Source organism: Achromobacter sp. MFA1 R4 (genome assembly GCF_900156745.1).
Lineage (GTDB): Bacteria > Pseudomonadota > Gammaproteobacteria > Burkholderiales > Burkholderiaceae_B > Achromobacter.
The window spans coordinates 2,155,521-2,174,006 of the sequence record NZ_LT707065.1; the positions used below are offsets into that span (position 1 = coordinate 2,155,521).

General features: G+C 63.6%; 25 protein-coding genes. 18 read left to right on the forward strand and 7 right to left on the reverse strand.

What is annotated here, in order from left to right; translation table 11 throughout:
• The first annotated feature begins 66 nt into the window (after nt 1-66).
• From tuf to BXA00_RS09770, 13 genes are all read left to right on the forward strand, one after another.
• Nucleotides 67-1,257, forward strand: coding sequence for an elongation factor Tu (tuf, locus tag BXA00_RS09710; protein ID WP_062839263.1), 1,191 nt, complete (start codon nt 67-69; stop codon nt 1,255-1,257).
• Nucleotides 1,258-1,331: 74 nt separating this feature from the next.
• Nucleotides 1,332-1,643 carry a 30S ribosomal protein S10 gene (gene rpsJ / locus BXA00_RS09715; RefSeq protein WP_003806903.1) on the forward strand — a complete coding sequence of 104 codons (312 nt, stop codon included), beginning with the start codon at nt 1,332-1,334 and terminating at the stop codon, nt 1,641-1,643.
• Nucleotides 1,644-2,047: 404 nt separating this feature from the next.
• A complete protein-coding gene (gene rplC / locus BXA00_RS09720) occupies nt 2,048-2,737 on the forward strand; it encodes a 50S ribosomal protein L3 (protein WP_076518324.1) in 690 nt (229 codons plus the stop codon).
• A 4-nt stretch (nt 2,738-2,741) separates the two neighbouring features.
• Nucleotides 2,742-3,362: a 50S ribosomal protein L4 gene (rplD, locus tag BXA00_RS09725; protein WP_076518325.1), complete on the forward strand. Its 621-nt coding sequence runs from the start codon at nt 2,742-2,744 to the stop codon at nt 3,360-3,362.
• Nucleotides 3,359-3,655 (forward strand): 50S ribosomal protein L23, encoded by a 297-nt coding sequence (gene rplW, locus BXA00_RS09730; RefSeq protein WP_006216557.1) that lies wholly within the window; start codon nt 3,359-3,361, stop codon nt 3,653-3,655. The genes rplD and rplW overlap by 4 nt, the downstream gene beginning before the upstream one ends.
• Nucleotides 3,656-4,483, forward strand: a complete 828-nt coding sequence (rplB, locus tag BXA00_RS09735) for a 50S ribosomal protein L2 (RefSeq protein ID WP_076518326.1) — start codon at nt 3,656-3,658, stop codon at nt 4,481-4,483.
• A gap of 12 nt (nt 4,484-4,495) precedes the next feature.
• Nucleotides 4,496-4,771 (forward strand): 30S ribosomal protein S19, encoded by a 276-nt coding sequence (gene rpsS / locus BXA00_RS09740; protein WP_006216555.1) that lies wholly within the window; start codon nt 4,496-4,498, stop codon nt 4,769-4,771.
• Between the two features lie 3 nt (nt 4,772-4,774).
• On the forward strand, nt 4,775-5,104 hold the full coding sequence (gene rplV / locus BXA00_RS09745; RefSeq protein ID WP_006227021.1) for a 50S ribosomal protein L22: 330 nt from the start codon (nt 4,775-4,777) through the stop codon (nt 5,102-5,104).
• Nucleotides 5,105-5,113: 9 nt separating this feature from the next.
• Entirely contained in the window at nt 5,114-5,905 is a 792-nt protein-coding gene (rpsC, locus tag BXA00_RS09750; RefSeq protein ID WP_056571007.1) for a 30S ribosomal protein S3, read from the forward strand.
• Between the two features lie 2 nt (nt 5,906-5,907).
• Nucleotides 5,908-6,324, forward strand: coding sequence for a 50S ribosomal protein L16 (gene rplP, locus BXA00_RS09755; protein WP_006389610.1), 417 nt, complete (start codon nt 5,908-5,910; stop codon nt 6,322-6,324).
• Nucleotides 6,325-6,335: 11 nt separating this feature from the next.
• Entirely contained in the window at nt 6,336-6,527 is a 192-nt protein-coding gene (gene rpmC / locus BXA00_RS09760; protein ID WP_003806912.1) for a 50S ribosomal protein L29, read from the forward strand.
• 2 nt (nt 6,528-6,529) lie between these two features.
• On the forward strand, nt 6,530-6,811 hold the full coding sequence (rpsQ, locus tag BXA00_RS09765; RefSeq protein WP_006216549.1) for a 30S ribosomal protein S17: 282 nt from the start codon (nt 6,530-6,532) through the stop codon (nt 6,809-6,811).
• Nucleotides 6,812-6,917: 106 nt separating this feature from the next.
• Nucleotides 6,918-7,523 (forward strand): hypothetical protein, encoded by a 606-nt coding sequence (locus BXA00_RS09770; protein ID WP_231952239.1) that lies wholly within the window; start codon nt 6,918-6,920, stop codon nt 7,521-7,523.
• Here BXA00_RS09770 and BXA00_RS09775 read toward each other — a convergent pair.
• Genes BXA00_RS09775 through BXA00_RS09800 form a run of 6 tightly spaced genes read right to left on the reverse strand, consistent with a single transcriptional unit; the run spans nt 7,520 to nt 13,267 of the window.
• Nucleotides 7,520-8,626: a branched-chain amino acid ABC transporter permease gene (locus BXA00_RS09775; RefSeq protein ID WP_076518327.1), complete on the reverse strand. Its 1,107-nt coding sequence runs from the start codon at nt 8,624-8,626 to the stop codon at nt 7,520-7,522. The genes BXA00_RS09770 and BXA00_RS09775 overlap by 4 nt on opposite strands.
• Before the next feature lie 11 nt (nt 8,627-8,637).
• The gene (locus tag BXA00_RS09780) at nt 8,638-9,648 is read right to left on the reverse strand and encodes a branched-chain amino acid ABC transporter permease (RefSeq protein WP_076518328.1); all 1,011 of its coding nucleotides are present in this window, start codon (nt 9,646-9,648) and stop codon (nt 8,638-8,640) included.
• Nucleotides 9,645-10,397, reverse strand: a complete 753-nt coding sequence (locus BXA00_RS09785; protein ID WP_076518329.1) for an ABC transporter ATP-binding protein — start codon at nt 10,395-10,397, stop codon at nt 9,645-9,647. Before BXA00_RS09785 ends, BXA00_RS09780 begins: the two co-directional genes overlap by 4 nt.
• Nucleotides 10,394-11,164 (reverse strand): ABC transporter ATP-binding protein, encoded by a 771-nt coding sequence (locus BXA00_RS09790; RefSeq protein WP_076518330.1) that lies wholly within the window; start codon nt 11,162-11,164, stop codon nt 10,394-10,396. Before BXA00_RS09790 ends, BXA00_RS09785 begins: the two co-directional genes overlap by 4 nt.
• Nucleotides 11,165-11,176: 12 nt before the next feature.
• Complete coding sequence (locus BXA00_RS09795) at nt 11,177-12,358, reverse strand: substrate-binding domain-containing protein (RefSeq protein WP_076518331.1); 1,182 nt, start codon at nt 12,356-12,358, stop codon at nt 11,177-11,179.
• 15 nt (nt 12,359-12,373) lie between these two features.
• Nucleotides 12,374-13,267 carry an alpha/beta fold hydrolase gene (locus BXA00_RS09800; RefSeq protein WP_076518332.1) on the reverse strand — a complete coding sequence of 298 codons (894 nt, stop codon included), beginning with the start codon at nt 13,265-13,267 and terminating at the stop codon, nt 12,374-12,376.
• Nucleotides 13,268-13,426: 159 nt separating this feature from the next.
• Here BXA00_RS09800 and BXA00_RS09805 point away from each other — a divergent pair, with 159 nt between their 5' ends.
• Nucleotides 13,427-14,401, forward strand: a complete 975-nt coding sequence (locus BXA00_RS09805) for a helix-turn-helix domain-containing protein (RefSeq protein ID WP_076518333.1) — start codon at nt 13,427-13,429, stop codon at nt 14,399-14,401.
• Nucleotides 14,402-14,494: 93 nt separating this feature from the next.
• On the opposite strand, the gene BXA00_RS09810 is transcribed toward BXA00_RS09805, so the two are convergent.
• Nucleotides 14,495-15,922, reverse strand: coding sequence for an NAD-dependent succinate-semialdehyde dehydrogenase (locus tag BXA00_RS09810; RefSeq protein ID WP_076518334.1), 1,428 nt, complete (start codon nt 15,920-15,922; stop codon nt 14,495-14,497).
• Between the two features lie 211 nt (nt 15,923-16,133).
• On the opposite strand from BXA00_RS09810, the gene BXA00_RS09815 reads away from it, so the two are divergent.
• The 4 genes from BXA00_RS09815 (at nt 16,134) to rplE (ending at nt 18,479) form a co-directional block, all read left to right on the forward strand.
• Nucleotides 16,134-16,886 (forward strand): aspartyl/asparaginyl beta-hydroxylase domain-containing protein, encoded by a 753-nt coding sequence (locus BXA00_RS09815; protein ID WP_156902780.1) that lies wholly within the window; start codon nt 16,134-16,136, stop codon nt 16,884-16,886.
• 340 nt (nt 16,887-17,226) lie between these two features.
• Complete coding sequence (gene rplN, locus BXA00_RS09820) at nt 17,227-17,595, forward strand: 50S ribosomal protein L14 (RefSeq protein ID WP_006216531.1); 369 nt, start codon at nt 17,227-17,229, stop codon at nt 17,593-17,595.
• Between the two features lie 11 nt (nt 17,596-17,606).
• A complete protein-coding gene (gene rplX / locus BXA00_RS09825) occupies nt 17,607-17,927 on the forward strand; it encodes a 50S ribosomal protein L24 (RefSeq protein WP_008168975.1) in 321 nt (106 codons plus the stop codon).
• A gap of 12 nt (nt 17,928-17,939) precedes the next feature.
• Nucleotides 17,940-18,479 carry a 50S ribosomal protein L5 gene (gene rplE / locus BXA00_RS09830; RefSeq protein ID WP_006216529.1) on the forward strand — a complete coding sequence of 180 codons (540 nt, stop codon included), beginning with the start codon at nt 17,940-17,942 and terminating at the stop codon, nt 18,477-18,479.
• Nucleotides 18,480-18,486: the final 7 nt, after the last annotated feature.

Here is an 18,486-nt window from a genome sequence, read left to right on the forward strand (position 1 = left end):
GGGTCCGCCCATTCGGGCGGCCCTGGCAGAAATCAAGTTTCCTTGAAAGTTTAAAGGATAGAGATCATGGCAAAAGGCAAGTTTGAACGTACCAAGCCGCACGTGAACGTGGGTACGATTGGTCACGTTGACCACGGCAAAACGACGTTGACGGCGGCGATCACGACCGTTCTGTCGACCAAGTTCGGCGGCGAAGCCAAGGGCTACGACCAGATCGATGCAGCTCCTGAAGAAAAGGCCCGCGGCATCACGATCAACACGGCCCACGTCGAGTACGAAACGGAAACGCGCCACTACGCGCACGTTGACTGCCCGGGCCACGCTGACTATGTGAAGAACATGATCACGGGCGCTGCCCAGATGGACGGCGCGATCCTGGTCGTGTCGGCCGCTGACGGCCCGATGCCGCAAACGCGTGAACACATCCTGCTGAGCCGCCAGGTTGGCGTGCCGTACATCATCGTCTTCCTGAACAAGGCTGACATGGTTGACGACGCCGAGCTGCTCGAGCTGGTGGAAATGGAAGTTCGCGAACTGCTGTCCAAGTACGACTTCCCGGGTGATGACACCCCGATCGTCAAGGGTTCGGCCAAGCTGGCGCTGGAAGGCGACAAGGGCGAACTGGGCGAACAGGCCATCCTGGCGCTGGCTGCTGCGCTGGACTCGTACATCCCGACGCCTGAGCGTGCCATCGACGGCGCGTTCCTGATGCCGGTTGAAGACGTGTTCTCGATCTCGGGTCGCGGCACCGTGGTGACCGGCCGTATCGAACGCGGCATCATCAAGGTCGGCGAAGAAATCGAAATCGTCGGTATCGTGCCGACGGTCAAGACGACCTGCACGGGCGTGGAAATGTTCCGCAAGCTGCTGGACCAAGGTCAAGCCGGCGACAACGTGGGCATCCTGCTGCGCGGCACCAAGCGTGAAGACGTCCAGCGCGGCCAGGTTCTGGCCAAGCCGGGCTCGATCACCCCGCACACGGACTTCACGTCCGAGGTGTACATCCTGTCCAAGGAAGAAGGCGGCCGCCACACCCCGTTCTTCAACGGCTATCGTCCCCAGTTCTACTTCCGCACGACGGACGTGACCGGCACGATCGACCTGCCGGCCGACAAGGAAATGGTTCTGCCGGGCGACAACGTGACGATGACCGTCAAGCTGCTGGCCCCGATCGCCATGGAAGAAGGTCTGCGTTTCGCCATCCGTGAAGGCGGTCGTACCGTCGGCGCCGGCGTCGTCGCCAAGATCCTGAAGTAATCCGGATCTGTTAAGCAGCACCCAACCAGCGAGGGCGTGATCCCGCCCTCGCATTTCGTTCTTTAGGAAACGCCATGAAAAACCAAAAGATCCGCATCCGCTTGAAAGCCTTCGATTACAAGCTGATCGATCAATCGGCCGCTGAAATCGTCGACACCGCCAAGCGTACCGGCGCCGTCGTCCGCGGTCCGGTGCCGCTGCCCACGCGTATCCGTCGCTATGACGTCCTGCGTTCGCCGCACGTCAACAAGACGTCGCGCGACCAGTTCGAAATCCGCACCCATCAGCGCCTGATGGACATCGTTGATCCCACCGACAAGACCGTTGACGCCCTGATGCGTCTGGACCTGCCGGCCGGCGTCGACGTCGAAATCGCGCTGCAATAAGGCGCTCGCGGGCCTGCTACCTTCGCCGGCAGGTTCGTCAAAAAATGGCCGCACTCCTCACGGACTGCGGCCATTTTGTTTTTCTGCGCAGCCATGTGAGCGGGCGCTTACTACCGGCGCCAACCGAACCTGGCAGCGACGGCCACTTCTGCACGCGCAGAACGTCGCGAAAATGCCTACGCCCGCACGCCGCAAATCCGCTAAGTGCTTGTGCCGCCTGAAAAAATCATGCTAATATGCGAAGCTTGCCATTTTGTGGCAAGACTAACTATGGGCAAAGCGCCGGTCATTTCCGCTGTTTGGCACTGACGGGCCTAGCCCAGGTTGTACATAGTCGTAGGGCAAAGGCCGTTACCTTTTGCCTGATTAGCCCCGACCAATCGCAGTCGGGAATGGAGAAAACGATGTCGAATTCGACACCCACGCCCGCCGCTCACCGGCTGGGGCTGGTGGGTCGCAAGGTCGGCATGACCCGCATTTTTACCGAGGAAGGTGAATCCATCCCGGTGACCGTGCTGGACGTGTCCAACAACCGCGTGACCCAAGTTAAGTCGCTGGAAACCGACGGCTACGCCGCCATCCAGGTGGCTTATGGCAATCGTCGTGCCTCGCGTGTGGCTCAGCCGCAAACGGGCCACTATGCCAAGGCCGGCACTGAAGCCGGTAGCATCCTCAAAGAATTCCGCCTTGATCCCGCTCGCGCCGCTGAATTTTCGGCCGGTTCCGTGATCGCCGTGGAATCCGTGTTCGAAGCCGGCCAACAGGTCGACGTCACGGGCACGACCATTGGTAAAGGCTTTGCCGGTACCATCAAGCGTCACAACTTCGGTTCGCAGCGCGCGTCGCACGGTAACTCCCGTTCGCACCGCGTTCCCGGCTCGATTGGTCAAGCTCAAGATCCGGGTCGTATTTTCCCGGGTAAGCGCATGGCTGGTCACCTGGGTGACGTCACCCGCACCGTTCAAAACCTCGACGTCGTTCGCGTTGACGTTGAGCGCGGCCTGCTGCTGGTCAAGGGCGCTGTCCCCGGCCACGCTGGCGCGGACATCGTTGTGCGCCCGGCCATCAAGGCCCCGGCCAAGAAGGGAGCGTAAGTAAATGGATCTCAAGCTCCTGAACGACCAAGGTCAGGCCGCTGCTACGTTCAGCGCGCCCGACACGATCTTCGGCCGTGACTTCAACGAAGCGCTGATTCACCAGATCGTGGTGGCTTTCCAAGCCAACGCCCGTGCTGGCAACCGCGCTCAGAAGGACCGTACGGAAGTCAAGCACTCCACCAAGAAGCCCTGGCGCCAGAAGGGTACCGGCCGCGCTCGCGCCGGTATGACTTCGTCGCCGCTGTGGCGTGGTGGTGGTCGGACCTTCCCGAACTCGCCCGAAGAGAACTTCAGCCAGAAGGTCAACAAGAAGATGTACCGCGCCGGGATCCGTTCGATCCTGTCGCAGCTCGCTCGTGAAGACCGCATCGCCGTCGTTGAATCGTTTGATCTGGAATCGCCCAAGACCAAGGCTGCCGCTGCAAAGCTGAAGAGCCTGGGCCTGGATTCGGTCCTGATCATCACCGACAGCGTCGATGAAAATGTTTACCTCGCCACCCGCAACCTGCCGCACGTTGCCGTTGTCGAGCCCCGTTATGCCGATCCGTTGTCGCTGGTCCACTACAAGAAAGTGCTGATCACCAAGCCGGCCATCGCTCAACTCGAGGAGATGCTGGGATGAACGCTGAACGCTTGATGCAAGTCATTCTGGCTCCGATCGTGACCGAAAAGGCCACGTTCGTCGCTGAGAAGAATCAGCAAGTCGCTTTCCGTGTCGTGGCTGACGCTACCAAGCCGGAAATCAAGGCTGCCGTCGAACTGCTCTTCAAGGTGCAGGTCGAGTCCGTGCAGGTCCTCAACCGTAAGGGCAAAGTCAAGCGCTTTGGCCGATTCGTTGGCCGCCGCCGTAATGAGCGCAAGGCTTACGTCTCGCTCAAGGACGGCCAGGAAATCGACTTTGCGGAGGTGAAGTAAATGGCCCTCGTAAAAGTTAAGCCGACTTCGGCTGGCCGCCGTGGCATGGTGAAGGTTGTCAGCCCGAACCTGCACAAGGGTGAGCCCTACGCGCCGCTGCTCGAAAAGAAGACCCGTGGTTCTGGCCGTAACAACAACGGTCACATCACCATCCGTCACCGTGGCGGTGGTCACAAGCAGCACTACCGCGTCGTCGACTTCCGTCGCGACAAGGATGGCATCCCGGCAAAGGTCGAGCGTCTGGAATATGACCCCAACCGTACGGCGCACATCGCTCTGCTGTGCTACGCCGACGGCGAACGTCGTTACATCATCGCTCCCCGTGGTCTGGAAGTCGGTGCGACCCTGCTGTCGGGCACCGACGCGCCGATCCGCGCCGGCAACACGCTGCCGATCCGCAACATCCCGGTGGGTACGACGATTCACTGCGTCGAAATGCTGCCTGGCAAGGGTGCCCAGATGGTCCGCTCGGCCGGCGCTTCCGCCGTCCTGCTGGCTCGCGAAGGCATCTACGCTCAAGTGCGTCTGCGCTCGGGTGAAGTCCGCCGTGTGCACATCGAATGCCGTGCCACCATCGGTGAAGTCGGTAACGAAGAACACAGCCTGCGCCAAATCGGCAAGGCCGGTGCAATGCGTTGGCGCGGTGTCCGCCCGACCGTTCGTGGCGTTGCCATGAACCCGGTGGATCACCCGCACGGTGGCGGCGAAGGCCGTACCGGTGAAGCACGCGAGCCGGTCAGCCCGTGGGGCACTCCGTCGAAGGGTTACAAGACCCGTCGCAACAAGCGGACGAACAATATGATCGTCCAACGGCGCAAGCGCAAGTAAGAGGCGAACACTATGTCACGTTCGATCAAGAAAGGCCCGTTTGTCGATGCTCACCTGATCAAAAAGGTGGACACGGCCGTCGCGGGCAAAGACAAGAAGCCGATCAAGACCTGGTCGCGTCGTTCCACGATCCTGCCCGAGTTCATCGGTCTGACGATCGCTGTGCACAACGGCAAGCAGCATGTTCCCGTGTACATCAACGAGAACATGGTCGGTCACAAGCTGGGCGAGTTCGCGCTGACCCGTACGTTCAAGGGTCACGCCGCGGACAAGAAGGCGAAGAGGTAAGCGATGGAAACTACTGCCATTATCCGTGGGGTTCACATCTCCGCACAGAAGACCCGTCTGGTTGCGGACCTGATCCGCGGCCAGAAGGTCGGCCGTGCGCTGGAAATCCTCACCTTCTCGCCGAAGAAGGCTGCCGTCATCCTGAAGAAGGCTGTCGAGTCCGCCATCGCCAACGCCGAGCACAACGACGGCGCCGACATCGACGAACTGAAAGTCACCACGATTTTTGTGGACAAGGCTCAGTCGATGAAGCGCTTCTCCGCTCGCGCCAAGGGCCGCGGCAACCGTATCGAGAAGCAGACCTGCCACATCACGGTCAAGGTCGGAGCTTAAGGAGTCACGATGGGTCAGAAAATTCACCCCACTGGGTTCCGTCTCGCGGTCACCCGTAATTGGTCCTCGCGTTGGTTCGCCGACGACAAGGCCTTCGGCACGATGCTCGCCGAAGACATTCGCGTTCGCGAGTACCTGAAGAAGAAGCTCAAGAGCGCCTCCGTTGGTCGCGTGATCATCGAGCGTCCCGCCAAGAATGCCCGCATCACCGTCTACTCGGCTCGTCCGGGCGTGGTGATCGGCAAGCGCGGCGAAGACATCGAAAGCCTGAAGGCTGATCTGCAGCGCCTGATGGGCGTGCCCGTGCACGTCAACATCGAAGAAATCCGCAAGCCGGAAACCGATGCTCAACTGATCGCCGACTCGATCTCGCAACAGCTCGAGAAGCGCATCATGTTCCGTCGCGCCATGAAGCGCGCGATGCAGAACGCCATGCGTCTGGGTGCCCAGGGCATCAAGATCATGAGCTCGGGCCGTCTGAACGGTATCGAAATTGCTCGCACCGAGTGGTATCGCGAAGGCCGTGTGCCGCTGCACACCCTCAAGGCCAACATCGACTACGGCACCTCCGAAGCCCACACCACGTACGGCGTGATCGGCATCAAGGTCTGGGTCTACAAGGGCGACATGCTGGCCAACGGCGAATTGCCGCCGGAAACCGCAGCCCCGCGTGAAGAAGAACGTCGTCCGCGCCGCGCTCCGCGTGGCGATCGTCCGGACGGTGCTCGCACCGGTCGTCCGGGTGGTCGTGGCCGCGCTCCCCGCAAGGCGGATGCTGCTCCGGCGCCTGAAGGAGAATAACCATGCTGCAACCCTCTCGCAGAAAGTATCGCAAAGAGCAGAAGGGCCGCAACACCGGTCTGGCGACCCGTGGCACCCACGTGTCGTTCGGCGAGTTCGGCCTGAAGGCCACGGGCCGTGGCCGTCTGACCGCCCGTCAGATCGAAGCTGCTCGTCGCGCCATCAATCGTCACATCAAGCGTGGCGGCCGTATCTGGATTCGCATTTTCCCGGATAAGCCCATCTCGCAGAAGCCTGCCGAAGTCCGTATGGGTAACGGTAAGGGCAACCCGGAGTACTGGGTTGCTGAAATCCAGCCCGGCAAGGTGCTCTACGAAATGGAAGGGGTTAGCGAAGAGCTCGCGCGTGAAGCTTTCCGCCTGGCCGCTGCCAAGCTGCCGATTTCGACCACGTTCGTCGCGCGTCATATCGGTGCTTAAGGAGTACTAACATGAAAGCTAGCGAACTCCGTTCGAAAGACGCCGCCGAGCTCGGCAAAGAGCTCGAAAGCCTGCTGAAGGCACAATTCGGTCTGCGTATGCAGAAGGCCACGCAGCAACTGGCCAACACCAGCCAGCTGCGCAACGTGCGTCGCGACATTGCGCGCGTTCGTACCTTGCTGACCGAGAAGGCAGGGAAATAAAGATGAGCGAAACTCAAAACACCCAAGTGGCCAAGCGCCAGCGCACGCTGGTTGGCAAGGTCGTCAGCAACAAGATGGACAAGACTGTCGTGGTTCTGGTTGAACGCCGCGTCAAGCACCCCATCTTCGGCAAGATCATCATGCGTTCCGCGAAGTACAAGGCGCACGATGAGTCGAACCAGTACAACGAAGGCGATACGGTTGAAATCGCTGAAGGCCGTCCCATCTCGCGCTCGAAGTCGTGGCGCGTGGTGCGTCTGGTTGAAGCCGCACGTATCATCTAAGTGAAAGCAAGACATCGGAACGGTTCGCCGTTCTGATATAAAACGGCAAGGGCTAAACCCCTTGCCGTTTTTTTTTGCCGCCTGCGTGCCACGAAGCAGAGGAACCATGCACCGTTTCATGAAATCGCGCCGATCGGCCTGGCTGGCCGCATGCGGCTTTGCGATGGTCAGCGCCGTGGCGCAGGCGCAGGCCCAGGACCCGGCAACCGCGCCCTCGCGTTCCCTGGCCTCCGAGCCACGCACCGGCGCGCCATCGCAGTCGGGCAAGGGCGTGGTGAAGCCGGACGCCGCAGCCAGCCCGCCAACGGCCTCGGATCCCGCGACGATCGGCCGCGCCTTGCTGAACGCGGGGCCGGATCCTCGCGTCAATCTGGAAGGACGGTCGCGCGATCATGCGGCGATCTTCGGCACCGACGATCCGGATGAACAGGCGTTGTTGGACCAGGAACGTGCGCTGCAGGCACAACGCGATCAGCTGCGGATACTGGAGCGCGTGCTGAACGCCACGCCGCAAGGAGCGGGCCCGCCGGCCCCGGCCACGATCCCCCTGAGTTCCGGGGCGCCGATGAACATGCCCCGGCTGGCCCCGACGCCATCGGGATCCCAGTTGGATCGGGCGGGCAGCGACTCGCGCCGAAGCGTTGACGAGATGCAACGCCGAGTCAACGCGCTGCGGCGCGATGCGGATACGTTGAGGCAGCTGGGCCGTTAGCGCAGGCCGTGGGATTTCGGATGCGCGGCCTGGCGGGCAGGGCGGCGCGCGAACTCCCGCAGGCGCCCGGCGATGCCCGTGGGAAAGTAATAGACCGACAACACGAACAGAATCCCCAGCCACAACAGCCAGCGGTCCGGTTCGAACAGCATGGCCAAAGGCGCGATGCCGGAAACCCCATCGTGGATCGCGTGCAGCCCGTCCTGCAGGTAGCTCTGCGCGAACACGAACAGGCTCGCGCCGAGCACCGCGCCGTACATCGTGCCCATGCCGCCGATGACCACCATGAGCAGGATGTTGAGCATGATCTCGAACGAGAGGGTCGTATCCGGCCCGTTGTAGCGCAACCATAGCGCGTACATCGCCCCGGCCAGCGTGGCGAACGCGGCCGCCAGCAGATTGGACAGGCTGCGGTACAGCACGGTGCGATAACCGATGGCTTCGGCGCGGAAGGGATTCTCGCGGATCGCCTGCAGCACGCGGCCGAACGGGGAATTCACGATACGCAGCAACATCAGAAACAGCACCACGCAGACGGCCGCGATCAGGTAGTACGTGATGATCCGCCCGTCCACGTTGACGCCGAACACGGGCTCGGACAAAGGGCGAAACGCAGGCCGCAGCATCTGCGGCACCTTGAAGTTCAGGCCGTCCTCGCCACCCGTCAGGTCCGAGAGCTGCGAGACCAGCGTCTGGAAGGCCGCGGCGACGGCCAGGGTGATCATGGCGTAGAAGATCGCGCGCACGCGCAGGCTGGCTAGGCCGATCAACAGCGCAAAGGCGAGCGACACGGCCAGGCTGCCCGCGACCCCCGTGAAAACCGCCGTCCAACCCGCATCCATGCGCATGCTGGCGATCGCCACGCCGTACGCGCCTATTCCGAAGAACATGGTGTGCGCGAAACTGACGATGCCGGTGTACCCCAACAGCAGGTCGTAGCTGGCAACCAGGATGATGAAGACGAGAATCTTCGCCGCCACGGCCAGCGCCTTCGGGCCGGGGAACAGGAACGGCGCCACGGCCAGCGCGGCCACGATCGCCATGAGCAGCAGGGCCAGGATCGCGCTGCGCGGAGGGTCGCCGGAAAGCAGGCGGAACGACATGTCGACGGCTCCTAGCGGTTCGTGACCGGGTACACGCCTTGCGGCCGCCACAGCAAAATGGCGACCAGCAGCGCGATATTCGAGAACAGGGCGGCCTTCGGCATCAGGAAGCCTGTGTAGTTCGCCATCAGGCCCACCAGCAGGGCGCCGATGAGACATCCCACCGTCGAGCCCAGGCCCCCGATCATGATGACGATGAAGATCAGCACGTTCACCTGCGCGCCCAGCTGGGGCACGATCGACTGCTGGTACATCCCCCACAGCACGCCGCCCAGGCCGGCAAGCATCGACCCGGCGACGAATACGCCGACAAAGAGATGCCGGATGCGGTAGCCCAGGCTTTCGACCATCTCGCGGTCTTCGACGCCGGCGCGTATCAGCAGCCCCAGCTTGGTGCGGTTGAGCACCCACAGCATGCCGCCCAGGACTACCAGGCCCACCAGCAACGCCAGCACGCGGTACTTCTCGATGGCGGCGTCGCCCAGCAGGAATGCGCCGCGCAGCGACTCCGGCAGCGCGAGGGTGAGCGTCTGCGGCCCCCACATCATCTTGATGATTTCCTCGCCGATGATCATGCCGCCCATGGTGATGAGGATCTGCTTCAGATGCTGGCCATAGACCGGCCGCACGATCACGCGCTCGAACGCAAGGCCCACGGCGCCGGCCACCAGCATGCCCACGATCATGGCGGGCAACACCGCGACGAGATTGGCCCACAGGCTGCCGGACTGCGTCCAGTCGGCCATGGAGCCCAGGATGGTCGCGGCCATGTAGGCGCCGATTGCGATGAACAGACCGTGCCCGAAGTTCAGCACGTCCATCAGGCCGAAGACCAGGGTCATCCCTGAAGCCACGATGAAGATGATCATGCCCATGGCCAGACCCGCGAAGGTCAGCGTGACCCAGGTGGAGAACGACCCGACAAGCGGCAGCGCGATGGCGGCCAGCGCCAGCACCAGCAGCACCGGCAGAAGATCGGCGCGCGCGCGGGGCAGGGGGGCCTCGATGTCCAGCGTACTCATTGGTGGCTTCCTAGTGACAGGCCCAGCAAGCGCGTCTGCAGCGCCTCGTCCGCGGCCAGTTCGTCCATCGCGCCGGCGTGCACCACCTTGCCGTTGTCCATGATCGCGGCGTAGTCGCCGACGCGGCGGGCGAAATTGAAGTTCTGCTCGACCAGCAGAATGGTGGTGCTGGACTGCTTGAGCTCGATGAACGCATCGATCATGTTCTGGATGATGGCGGGCGCCAGGCCCTTGCTCGGTTCGTCGACCAGCAGCAGGCGGCGCGGTTCGATGATCGCGCGCGCCATCGCCAGCATCTGCTTCTGGCCGCCGGAGAGCTTGCCGGCCGGATGCAGCCAGAACTTTTTCAATGCGGGGAAGAATCCGAAGATCCACTCCAGCCGCGCCGTGTCGAGGTGGTCGGCGCTACGCGCCAGGCGCGCCGCGAGCAGGATGTTCTCCTTCACGGACAGGTCGCCAAAAATGCCCATGTTCTCCGGCACGTAGGCCATGCCCATGCGCGCCATGTCGGGCGGCGTCGTGCGCGTGCCCGGGCCGCCGATGGGCTTGCCGTCCAGGCTGACCTGGCCCTGCGACGCGCGCCACAGGCCCATGATGGTGCGCAGCGTCGTCGTCTTGCCCGCGCCATTGCGGCCGAGCAGCATGGTGACGCCCGAAGCCGGCACCGAAAGATTCACCCCATGCAGGATGTGATACGCGCCGATGTGCGTGTGGACGTCCTTCAGGTGCAGGAGCGGATGCGCCGTCATGCCGCCACCTCCGGCGCGCTGATGCCCAGGTAGGCCTGTTGGACGATGGGCGATGCGATGACCGCCGCAGGATCGCCGTCCGCCATCAGCCGGCCGTTGTGCAGCACGACGATCCGATCCGCCAGCTCGCGCACGACATCCATCTTGTGCTCCACGAGCAGGATGGTCTTGGAGCCATCGCGCTTCAGTTCCCGGATCAGCGCCAGCACGATGGGCACGTCGTCCACGCTCATGCCGGCGGTGGGCTCGTCAAACATGAATACCTTGGGTTCCAGCGCGATGAGCATGGCGATCTCGAGCTTGCGCTGATCGCCATGGGGCAGGTCGGCGGCGGGGTGATCGCGGCGCGCGGTCAGGCGCGTGCGTTCGAGCAGCGCATCGGCGCGCTCGATGAGGCCGCGGTCGTCGCTCCAGGTGCGCCAGAACCTGATGTGCCGCCAGCCCAGGCCCTGCTGGCGCGACTGCAGGGCAAGCCGCACGTTCTCGTGCACGCTCAGGCGCGGAAAAAGCTGCGTCAGCTGGAACGCGCGCCCCAATCCCGCATGCATGCGCGCGGGTGCGGACAGTCCGGTCAGGTCCCGTCCGTCCAGCGTCACCGTTCCGGCGCTGGCGCGCAACTGGCCCGAGATCAGATTGAAGTATGTCGTCTTGCCCGCGCCGTTCGGACCGACGATGGCCGTCAGCGTGCCGGGCGCGTAGGCGCAGCTCACGTCATTGACGGCCACGTGCCCGCCAAAGCGGACGGAGAGCGAATGGGTCTCAAGCATGAGCGGCGGGAATCAACGCTTGTTCTGGACCGGAACGGCCATCTGGTCGGGGGTGATCTCCTTGACCAGGTCCTGGACCGCCCACGGCACCGAGGGATCGTTCTTGATGCGGAAGTGGTACATCGACTGCATCGCCTGGTGATCCTCGGGCCGGAACGTCATCTTGCCCTTGGGCGTGTCAAAGCTCATGCCTTCCATGGCCTTGATCAGCTTGTCGGTGTCGGAATCGCCGCCGGTCTTGTTCAGCGCCGCGACGATCGCGATGCCCGAGGCCATCCCGCCCGCCGTGAAGAAGTCGGGCGGCTGGCCGAAGCGCTTCTGGTGTTCGGCCACGAGCCAGTCATTGACCGGATTCTTCGGGATGCCGTAGTAGTAGTACGTGGCGCCTTCCATGCCCGCCAGCGACTTCAGCGGCGTCATGGCGGTCAGCGTGTTGCCCCCCGTGGCGATTTCGATGCCGTAGCGCTTGGGGTCCAGATCGGCGATCTTGAACGGATTGCCCGCGCCCGCCCACAGGATGAAGATGATCTTGCGACCCGGCTTGTCCTTGAGCGCATCGAACAGGCGCTGCGCGCCGGCGGTGAAGTCCGTGGCATTGGCCGGCAGGTATTCCTCGTGCACGATCTTCGCGTTCTTGAGCGCACCCTTGAATGCCTTGACGCCGTCGCGGCCAAAGGCATAGTCCTGCGCCAGCATGGCGATCGACGTGCCCGGCTGGTCGAACGCCACGGCATTCGCGATGGCGTCCTGCGACGAATTGCGGCCCGTGCGGAAAATGTACTTGTTCCACTTTTCGCCGGTGATGGAGTCCGCCACGGCGGGTTCCACCAGCAGGATCTTTTCGTATTCTTCCGCGATCGGCAGCATCGCCAGCGCCACGCCCGACGAGGTGGGCCCCACCGCGATGTCCGCGTTGTCATCGGCATAGGCGGACGCGAGCTGTGCGCGGGCGACGTCGGGCTTGCCCTGGTTGTCCTTTTCGATGACGCGGATCTTGCGCCCCGCCACCGTCATGGTGCCCTGGGTCGCGTATTCCAGGCCCAGCATCAACCCGTTCTGGGTCTGCTTGGCGTAGGCCTCCAGCGGGCCGGTCTTGTCGTAGACGTGGGCCACCACGAAATCCTTCGCTGCAAGCGCGGAACCCGCGGAACTCATGCAAAGGCTGGCCAGTGTGGCGAGCAGAACGCGTTTCATGGAAGTCTCCTGGTGTCAGTGGGCACGTGCCGCCGTGTCGTCCGGCGTGGCAAGGAATTGTCGGATGGCGTCGATCTGGGCCGGCACGTTCAAGGCGGGGGCGTGGCCGCAGTCGGGAAAGTCGATACGCTGCGCGCGCGGGCCGCGCCGTGTCATGGCGTCGGCGACCTCGGGCAGCAGCAGATCCGAATCGGCGCCGCGCAGCAGCAGCACAGGCATGCGCAGCGAGTCGTATCCCGCCCAACGGTCGTAGTCGCGGGGATGATGGCTGAACTGGCCGACGATGGCGGGGTCGTAATGCGTCGTCACCTGGCCGTCGGGCAGCCGGCGCACCGACGTTTCCGCCATGCGGCGCCACTGCTCATCGCTTTGCCAGCCGTAGGGCTCGTAGGCCGCGCGCAACCACGTCTCCAGTTCGGTCACGGTGTCGAAGGCCGGCGGATTGCCGGCATAGGCAAGAATGCGCTCGATAGCCGGTTGCGGCAGCTCCGGTCCGATGTCATTGACCACGAGATGCGAGATGCGGTCGCGCAGCGTGGTGGCGGCGGCGTGCATGCCGGTCGCCCCGCCCATGGAAGTTCCCACCCAGCGCACGCGCTGGAGCGCCAGGCCGTCCAGGAAGGCCCGCGCGAGCGTGGCGTAGAAGTCCAGCCGGTATTCCGCGACCGGATCGGGGCTCCATTGGGACAGGCCGCGCCCGATCGCATCGGGACAGAGGATGCGGTAGTCGCCCGCCAGGGCCTGCGCCAGTTCGTCGAAGTCGCGGCCCGTCCGGGCCAGGCCATGCCACATGACGATGGGGGGCGCGTCGGCCGGGCCCCACTCGGTGTAGTGCAGCTCACGCCCCGCGCAGCGCAGGTAGCGCGAGACGGGCGTTGGGCGGGCGGCTGCCGCGCTTGCCTGTGCCATGTGTCTCCTCCCGGGTTGTCCAGGTTGTGTGCTTATCGGGCTGAATATAGACTTGCGGCAGGCGCGCCCACAATGCGCCCGCCACCCCAGAGCAGGGTGAGTCAAGAATATGTAGACGCAAGATCAATTTGCGCACCCCGTGCACCAGGAGACCGTGCGATGCCAGATACGGAATTCGCCATTTCGGCCGGCGCCGGCGCCGACCGGCGCGATCAGTGGCGCGCGGCGCTTTCCGATGCGTTCGGGCCGTTCGAGGTGCATGGCGGAAAGCCAGGCAACTTTGCGGGACACGTGCGTTACGCGCGGCGCGCCAGCCTGCAGTTCAACGACCTGCACTACCAGGGCCAGCGCCTGGAGCGCACCACGGGAAACGTGTCTCGGCTCGACCAGGAGTTCTATACCTTCGGCCTGCCACTGGCCGGTCCGCTGGCGGTGCGCCAGCAGGGCCGGGAATTCCAGGTGGAGCCCGGCTGCGTCTATCTGATGAACCAGAGTCTGCCGTACCAGGCGACGGCGCAGGGGGCATCGGGGTATCGCAGCTTGAGTGTGTCGTTTCCGCGCAGCGCCTTGTCGCAGCGTGATTCGCGCGTCGGCGCCTTCTACAAGCTGCGCATCGATGACGGATCGCCCCGCGGCGCGCTGCTGGCCGGCTACATGGATCACCTCTTCAAGGGGATGGCCACGTGGTCCGACACCGAGGCGGCGGAACTGGGCGAACGTCTCATCGACCTCATCGTCCTGTTCCTGGTGCAGCCGGGGCAGGGGCAGGTGTCGGAAGCGGACAGCAGCGTCACGGTAGCGCACCGGGCGCGCGTGCTCGCCTACATCCGCCAGCATCTCGCCGATCCGGACCTGTCACCCCTGCGGGTGGCGCAGGGCTGCGGCGTGTCGGTGGCTTACCTGCACCGCATTCTGCGCGCGGGGGGCGTGTCGCCGGAGGCGTTCATCTTCGAGCAGCGGCTGGACCGGTGCCGCGAACTGCTGCTGGACGCGCGGCATCATCATCGCAGCATCGCCGAACTGGCCTACCAGGTCGGCTTTGCCCATCCCTCGCATTTCAGCCGGCTGTTCAAGCAGCGCTTCGGCATGACCCCGCGGGATATGCGCGCGGCCGGGGCGGGGCCGCGGGCCTGAGCGGGCGGCCCCGGGCGCGGCCGCAGCGCCAAAGCAGAACGGCCCGCTTGTTCAGCGGCGGAAAGCGCGCCTTGAGCGGGCCGGCGGTTCGGGTCAGATGTGCGTGATGAACTTCGTGACCAGATAGCCTTCGAACGTCTCCGTACCGCCTTCACTGCCGATGCCGCTGTCCTTGATGCCGCCGAACGGCGTCTCGGCCAGGGCGCTGCCGAAGTGGTTGATGTTGACCATGCCGGCCTCCAGGCCGTTGGACACCTTGGTCGCGGTCTTCAGCGAATTCGTGAACACATACGACGAGAGGCCGAACGGCAGGCTGTTGGCCCGGCGCAGCACTTCGTCGGTATCGCTGAAGCGGACCACGGGCGCCACCGGGCCAAACGGCTCCTCGGTCATCAGCATGGCGTTGTCGGGCAGTTCCGTCACGACCGTGGGCGCAAAGAAGAAGCCCTTGCGGTCCAGCGGGCCGCCGCCGACCACGACTTTGCCGCCATGCTTCTTGGCGTCGTCGATGAAGGCGCTCATGGCGGGCACGCGGCGTTCATGCGCGAGCGGTCCCATGTCGGTGCCGGCTTCCAAGCCGTCGCCGACCTTGATGTTCTTCAGCACATCCGAGAAGCGCGCCAGGAACTGTTCGTATGCGCCGTCCTGCACGTAGAAGCGGGTGGGCGACACGCAGACCTGGCCGGCGTTGCGCACCTTGAACTTGGCCAGCATTTCGGCGGCGCGGTCGATGTCCGCGTCGTCGAACACCAGCACGGGCGAGTGGCCGCCCAATTCCATGGTCACGCGCTTCATGTGGGCGCCGGCCAGCGCGGCAAGCTGCTTGCCGACCGGGACCGAACCCGTGAAGGACACCTTGCGCACGATCGGCGAACGGATCAGGTAGTCGGAGATCTTGGCGGGCTCGCCCCAGACGATGTTCAGGCAGCCCTTCGGCAGGCCGGCGTCATGGAACATGCGCGCAATCGCCATGACCGCGCTGGGCGAATCCTCGGGGCCCTTGAGCACGACCGTGCAGCCGGCGCCGATCGCGGCGGCGATCTTGCGGATGGCCTGGTTGTACGGGAAGTTCCAGGGCGTGAAGGCGGCGCAGACGCCGATGGGTTCGCGCACCACGATCTGGCGCACGTCCGGGTTGCGCGGCTGGATCACGCGGCCGTAGATGCGGCGGCATTCCTCGGCGTGCCAGTCGGCATGCTCGGCGCAGGACGTCACTTCGCCCACGGCCTCGGCCAGCGGCTTGCCCTGGTCCAGCGTCATGTTGCGGCCGATTTCCTTGGCGCGTTCGCGCGACAGCGTGGCGACCTTGCGCAGGATGGCGGAGCGATCCATGGGCGAGGATTTCTTCCACGATTCGAAGGCGCGCTGGGCGGCGGCCAGCGCGCGGTCCAGGTCTGCCTCCGTGGCGTGGGGCAGCTGGCCGAGCACTTCGAGGGTGGCCGGGTTGATGACATCCTGGGTGCGCCTGCCCTCGCCAGCGACGAATTCGCCGTCGATATACAGCGCCAACTGTTCATACATGCCTGTCGTTCCTTGCGAAATGGGAGGGGTAGCGACCGCTGTCGCCACGGCAGTCTAAACCAGCTTCCTCCCAGCGGAGGGAGCCAATCCCGGTGGCGGGCTTGGGGCCATTCGCGTGCTGGGTGCGTGCTGGGTGCGTGCACGGCGCTTGCGCGCGCGCGCCGCCGTCGACAAAATGAGGGATCTTCGGCTGTCCCCCCATCTATCTATCGTGCAACCTGTCGATGCGCGCCCGGCCGCCAAGCCCAGCCTCTATTCCCGGGTCTTCTTCCGCTTCATCGACTGGCTCCGCCAGCGCATCGCCCAGGCGTCGCTCGTGGGGGACAAGCCCATCTTTCATAACAGCCAGTTTCCGTGGCTCGCCACGCTGGAAGCGCGGGCGCCCGCCATCCGCGCCGAACTGACCGGCCTGCTGGCCGAGCGCAGCAAACTGCCCGCCTTCCACGAGATATCCCCCGATGTGGGCATGATCACGTCCGACGACCAATGGAAGACCTTCGTCTTCATGGGCTACGGCCTGCGCTCCGACCGTAACCTCGCGCGCTGCCCAGCCACCGCCCAGGCGTTGCAGGACATTCCCGGGATACGCACTGCGTTCTTTTCCATCCTGGAAGCCGGCAAGCGCATTCCGCTGCACACGGGTCCCTACAACGGCGTGCTGCGTCTGCACCTGGGCCTGGTCATCCCCGATCCGCCCGAGCGATGCTGGATCGAAGTGGGCGGCGAACGCTACAGCTGGCGGGAAGGACAGGCCGTGGTGTTCGATGACCTCTATCCCCACCAGGTGCACAACGACACCGACGGGCTGCGCGCGGTGCTGTTCGTCGATTTCGAGCGACCCTGCCGCGCTCCTGTAAAATGGCTGAATCGCCTGGTGCTCATGGCCGCGCCGTTCACGGACGAAATCCGTCGCGGCAAGGTCAATCACGATGCCTGGGAGAAGGGCTACTACCGCCAAAAATAGGGGGCAGAGCCCGACAAACCACTCCCTTGACAGGGGGGCGTGGTCTTTTGTGCGCGATCCCAACAAAGTGCTTGCGCTCAAATTTTAACCACGTTAGAATGATCAGCTTTCCCAGATTGTCGATTCATCTATCCGAACGTTAGATGAGCGCGTCGGGGGGAATACCCGCAGGATTTCAACCCAGGGTCGTTGCGTTGCCAACCGGTTGCTGGTCCAGAAGTTATGGACTTGCCGACACCAAAGCAGGGCGGCTGACCTGACGGGACCAAAACTGGCAGGAATTGCAGTGTTCCCTTGTTGGGAAAACCGTATTTCCAGTTAAGTTGGAACAGGAAAAATCATGATCCAAATGCAGACCACGCTGGACGTGGCCGATAACACTGGTGCGCGTCATGTCATGTGCATTAAGGTGCTCGGTGGCTCCAAGCGCCGTTATGCCGGTATCGGCGACATCATCAAGGTGAGCGTCAAAGATGCGGCTCCGCGCGGACGCGTCAAGAAAGGCGAAATTTACAATGCCGTGGTGGTTCGTACCGCCAAGGGCGTGCGCCGTAAAGACGGTTCGCTGATTCGTTTCGGTGGCAATGCCGCCGTGTTGCTCAACGCCAAGCTGGAGCCCATCGGCACCCGCATCTTCGGACCCGTTACGCGTGAACTGCGTACCGAGAAGTTCATGAAGATCGTGTCGCTGGCCCCGGAAGTGCTGTAAGGAGCCCTACGATGAACAACATTCGTAAAGGCGACGAAGTCATCGTCCTGACCGGTCGCGACAAGAAGCGTCGCGGCACCGTGCTGGCTCGCGTTGGCGCCGACCACGTCCTGGTCGAAGGCGTCAATGTTGCCAAGAAGCACGTGAAAGCCAACCCGATGGCTAACAACCCGGGCGGGATTGTCGAAAAGACCATGCCGATCCACATCTCGAATGTGGCGCTCTTCAACCCCGCAACCGGTCGTGGCGACCGCGTGGGCGTTCAAGAAGTCGAAGGTCGCAAGGTCCGCGTGTTCCGTTCCAATGGTGCCGTTGTCGGCGCCAAGGCGTAAGGGGCGATAGACATGTCTCGTTTGCAAGATTTCTACAAGAGCAAGGTCGCTGGCGACCTGCAGGCCAAGTTTGGCTACAAGAGCGTAATGGAAGTGCCGCGCATCACCAAGATCACCCTGAACATGGGTGTCTCGGAAGCGGTCTCCGACAAGAAAGTCATCGAACACGCTGTGTCGGATCTGACCAAGATCGCCGGCCAAAAGCCTGTCGTGACGAAGACCAAGAAGGCTATCGCCGGTTTCAAGATCCGCGAAAACTACCCGATTGGTTGCATGGTCACGCTGCGTGGTCAACGCATGTACGAATTCCTGGATCGCCTGGTGGCGGTTGCGCTGCCTCGCGTGCGCGACTTCCGCGGCATCTCGGGTCGTGCGTTCGACGGCCGTGGCAACTACAACATCGGGGTGAAAGAGCAGATCATTTTCCCCGAAATCGAGTACGACAAGATCGACGCGCTGCGTGGGCTGAACATCAGCATCACCACCTCCGCGAAGACCGACGAAGAAGCCAAGGCGCTGTTGACGGCCTTCAGCTTCCCGTTCCGTAACTAAGGGGCTG